Source organism: Mycobacterium sp. MUNTM1 (assembly GCF_054660795.1).
In genome coordinates this window covers 1-3,801 of the sequence record NZ_BAAGDE010000117.1, presented here as the reverse complement: position 1 = coordinate 3,801, position 3,801 = coordinate 1, and the positions used below count along the sequence as shown (strand labels likewise).

Here is a 3,801-nt window from a genome sequence, read left to right as displayed (position 1 = left end):
CAACGACGCCACTCAGCACTCGGAGGCCACCCTCCGATCAGCCGACTGTCAACAACGTCTTAGCCGAGTACAGCTAGTCGTTGCCGCCGGGGAAGCTCGTCGTGATGGGCCAGGCGCCCAGCACCCGGCTCCACCGGGCGGCCATCACCGCGCTCTGCACCAGTGCCGTCGCGGCGAACGCGCGGTCCGCGCCGGTCTCCGCGTGCTCGGCGACCACCCGCCACGCGCCCGCGCCGTCGTTCTCCATCCGTGCGGCCAGCCGCGCGGCGTCGGCCGGGCCGCCGACCACCAGGGGCAGCTGGTAGCCGGCCGCGGCGATCGGGGCGGTCACCTTGCGGGCGGTCAGCATTGCGATGACGTCGTCGCGGCGCTGCCGATGCTGCGCGAGCGCCTCCACCACCATGTCGTTCACGCTGGGCGGTGACAGCGCGGACACGATGCCGTAGCCGTAGATCGTCGAGTGCTCGATGGCCAGCGCGTCGCACAGCGCCTGGTTGTCGGCGTCCTTGCCGGAGGTCATATCGACGGCCCCCCGGGCACCAGTGCCACCGTGTACGAGGCCGTGCAGGACGCCGCGATCGAGGCGAGCAGCCCGGCCCGGTAACCCGATTCGGTGCCCACCAGCCGGCTCGCGCTGTCGGCCGAGACGCGCAACGCATCGATCACGTCGGACACGGGCGGCGGGGGCGGCGGCGGCCCGGCCGGCTGGGCCTGGCTCGGGCTGGGCGCTTCGCTGGTGGGCGACGTGGCAAGCTTGCCGGCCGCGCGCGAGATCTCCGCGGACAGCGCGCGGGCGTGTGCGGCGCGCTGGCTGGCCACAACCGTCAGCGCGGCGGCGACCTGCGGTGGGTTCCCGACGGCCGCGGCGGCGGCACCCGCCAGCGTGCTGTCGTGCCGGGCCTGATCCAGCGGCCCCAGCAGCTGCTCGACGGCCGGGGGCTTGGGCGCCGGCTTACCGCAGGCGGTCACGACCGCCCCGAGCGCAGCGAAAGCCACACCACCGGCGAGGACATCTCGCCTGTTGACGAACGGAACCGCGCTAGCCACAAGGACATCCTGCCATCGGCGCGGAAGCGCGCACGATGCCAGGACGCGATCGCGCCGTCATATGCGATTCCTGGCGTATCGTGGATAGCTGGTTCTCGCAGAGGGCAGCCACCGACAGCAAGCGTCGGCACGGATGTTCCTCCGCCGGGACACCGGAAGCCGCCTGCGAAGCCATCGGGGCGCCGACATCCGCCAGATGACCGGACAACTCAAGATGAGGAGCTCGCCGTGACCACCGGGCTACCGTCGCAGACGCAGGTGATCGAGCTACTCGGTGGAGAGTTTGCGCGCGCCGGATTCGAGATCGAAGACGTGGTCATCGACGCCCGGACCCGCCCCCCGCGAATCCTGGTGATCGCCGACGGCGACAACGGTCTCGATCTGGACACTGCGGCCACGCTGTCCCGGTCGGCATCAACACTGCTCGACGGCCTGGACGCCATCGACGACCACTACGTGCTCGAGGTTTCCTCGCCCGGCGTCGACCGCCCGCTGACCAGCGCGAAGCACTTCCGCCGGGCCCGCGGCCGCAAGGTCGACGTCGTCCTGTCGGACGGATCGAAGCTGACTGGCCGGGTCGGTGAGACGACCGACGATGCGGTCGCGCTGGTGGTCCGCGCCGGCCGGGACTGGGAGGTGCGCGAGATTCCACTCGGTGACATCGCGAAAGCGGTTGTCCAGGTGGAGTTTTCGCCCCCTAATCAAGCGGAGCTGGAACTGGCCGGTATGGGGCAGGCCCTGAGGATGGAGGAGCGGCGCTGATGAACATCGACATGGCCGCACTGCACGCCATCGAGGTGGATCGCGGCATCTCGGTCAACGAGCTGCTCGAGACGATCAAGTCGGCGCTGCTCACCGCCTACCGGCACACCGAAGGCCACCAGAACGACGCACGGATCGAGATCGACCGCAAGACTGGTGTCGTGCGGGTGATGGCCCGCGAGACCGACGAAGACGACAACGTCATCAGTGAATGGGACGACACCCCGGAGGGTTTCGGCCGCATCGCCGCCACCACCGCACGCCAGGTGATGCTGCAGCGCTTCCGGGACGCCGAAAACGAGCGGACCTACGGCGAGTTCTCCACCCGCGAGGGCGAGATCGTCGCGGGCGTCATCCAGCGCGACAGCCGGGCCAACGCGCGGGGGCTGGTCGTGGTCCGGATGGGCACCGAGACGAAGGCCTCCGAGGGTGTGATCCCGGCGGCCGAGCAGGTTCCCGGCGAAAGCTACGAGCACGGCAACCGCGTGCGGTGCTACGTGATCGGGGTGACCCGGGGCGCCCGGGAACCGCTGATCACCCTGTCCCGGACCCACCCCAACCTGGTCCGCAAGCTGTTCTCGCTGGAAGTCCCCGAGATCGCCGACGAGTCGGTGGAGATCGTGGCCGTGGCCCGGGAGGCCGGCCATCGCTCCAAGATCGCGGTGAAGTCCAACCTTCCCGGCCTGAACGCCAAAGGCGCCTGCATCGGCCCGATGGGCCAGCGGGTCCGCAACGTGATGAGCGAGCTCTCCGGCGAGAAGATCGACATCATCGACTACGACGAGGACCCCGCCCGCTTCGTCGCCAACGCGCTGTCGCCGGCGAAGGTGGTGTCGGTGTCGATCATCGACCAGGCGGCGCGCGCCGCCCGGGTGGTGGTGCCCGACTTCCAGCTGTCGCTGGCGATCGGCAAGGAGGGCCAGAACGCGCGCCTGGCCGCCCGGCTCACCGGGTGGCGCATCGACATCCGCGGGGACTCGCCCGGCGGCTCCGGGGGGCACTCGGAGAGCCAGTCCGAACACGGTGCCAGCCACGGAATGGCCCACGACCGGTAGCGGCGCCCGCGCACCCCTCGGGCGGTTCTGACCATCTATGTGGTGACGCTAGACTGAGCCGTGATCCAGCGTGAGCCTTCGGCCTTGGCGCACCGTCATGCGGGTGGACCCGTACGGACATGTGTCGGGTGCCGGAAGCGAGAGCTGGCCGTCGAGCTGCTTCGAGTGGTGGCTGTGCCGAACGGGAACGGCGAATTCGCCGTGATCGTTGACACAGGCAATAGCCTGCCGGGGCGGGGTGCATGGCTGCATCCCGGGCCGCAGTGCGCGCAACAGGCAATCCGGCGGCGGGCTTTCACCAAAGCGCTGCGCATCACCGGTTCACCGGACACATCCGCGGTGATCGAGCACATAGAGTCTCTCTGTGCGCCCGAGCGCCCGGCAACAGAACAGGTAGCAAAGAACATGAGCACACCGTGAAGTCCCGATGACAATGCGTCATAGCTAAACCCGAGGCGCGGCCCCACGACTGTCGCCTCATAGACAGGAGATGTAGTGGCAGGTAAGGCCCGCGTACACGAGTTGGCTAAGGAACTCGGTGTTACCAGCAAGGAAGTCCTCGCCCGACTGAATGATCAGGGCGAATTCGTTAAATCCGCATCGTCGACGGTAGAAGCGCCGGTGGCTCGCCGGCTTCGCGAGTCCTTCGGCGGCGGCAAGGCCGCCGAAAAGGCCCCGGCGAAGTCCTCCGCACAGGCGGGGGCCAAGGCGCCCGCCGCCAAGGCTCCGGACAAATCGCTCGACAAGGCTCTCGACAACGCCATCGGCAGCGCCGGCGGCAACGGCGAGGCGACGGCGGCGCCCGCCAAGCCCGCCGCCCCGCAGGCCTCCGCGGCGCCCGCCGAGGCACCGGCCCGGCCCGGCCCGGCTCCCGCCCGGCCGTCCGCGCCGTCCCCGGGTCAGCCGAAGCCGCCCGCACCCGGGCAGGGGCCCGGCC

The 3,801-nt window shown here is 70.0% G+C and carries 6 protein-coding genes; 4 read left to right on the top strand and 2 right to left on the bottom strand.

Going from position 1 to position 3,801, the window contains the following annotated elements; genetic code table 11:
• Positions 1–73 precede the first annotated feature (73 nt).
• Positions 74–520, bottom strand: a complete 447-nt coding sequence (locus ACYQ8K_RS29865; protein WP_007775134.1) for a ferritin-like domain-containing protein — start codon at positions 518–520, stop codon at positions 74–76.
• Positions 517–1,047: a hypothetical protein gene (locus tag ACYQ8K_RS29860; protein ID WP_459974956.1), complete on the bottom strand. Its 531-nt coding sequence runs from the start codon at positions 1,045–1,047 to the stop codon at positions 517–519. Before ACYQ8K_RS29860 ends, ACYQ8K_RS29865 begins: the two co-directional genes overlap by 4 nt.
• 228 nt (positions 1,048–1,275) lie before the next feature.
• Here ACYQ8K_RS29860 and rimP point away from each other — a divergent pair, with 228 nt between their 5' ends.
• The 4 genes from rimP to ACYQ8K_RS29840 all read left to right on the top strand — a co-directional run.
• Positions 1,276–1,809, top strand: a complete 534-nt coding sequence (gene rimP / locus ACYQ8K_RS29855) for a ribosome maturation factor RimP (protein WP_459974954.1) — start codon at positions 1,276–1,278, stop codon at positions 1,807–1,809.
• Positions 1,809–2,864, top strand: coding sequence for a transcription termination factor NusA (gene nusA / locus ACYQ8K_RS29850; RefSeq protein WP_007775127.1), 1,056 nt, complete (start codon positions 1,809–1,811; stop codon positions 2,862–2,864). Before rimP ends, nusA begins: the two co-directional genes overlap by 1 nt.
• Positions 2,865–3,038: 174 nt before the next feature.
• Positions 3,039–3,284, top strand: coding sequence for a YlxR family protein (locus ACYQ8K_RS29845; protein ID WP_372236956.1), 246 nt, complete (start codon positions 3,039–3,041; stop codon positions 3,282–3,284).
• Between the two features lie 75 nt (positions 3,285–3,359).
• Positions 3,360–3,801 (top strand): translation initiation factor IF-2 N-terminal domain-containing protein (locus tag ACYQ8K_RS29840; protein WP_459974951.1); only part of this gene is annotated, 442 nt, incomplete at its 3' end.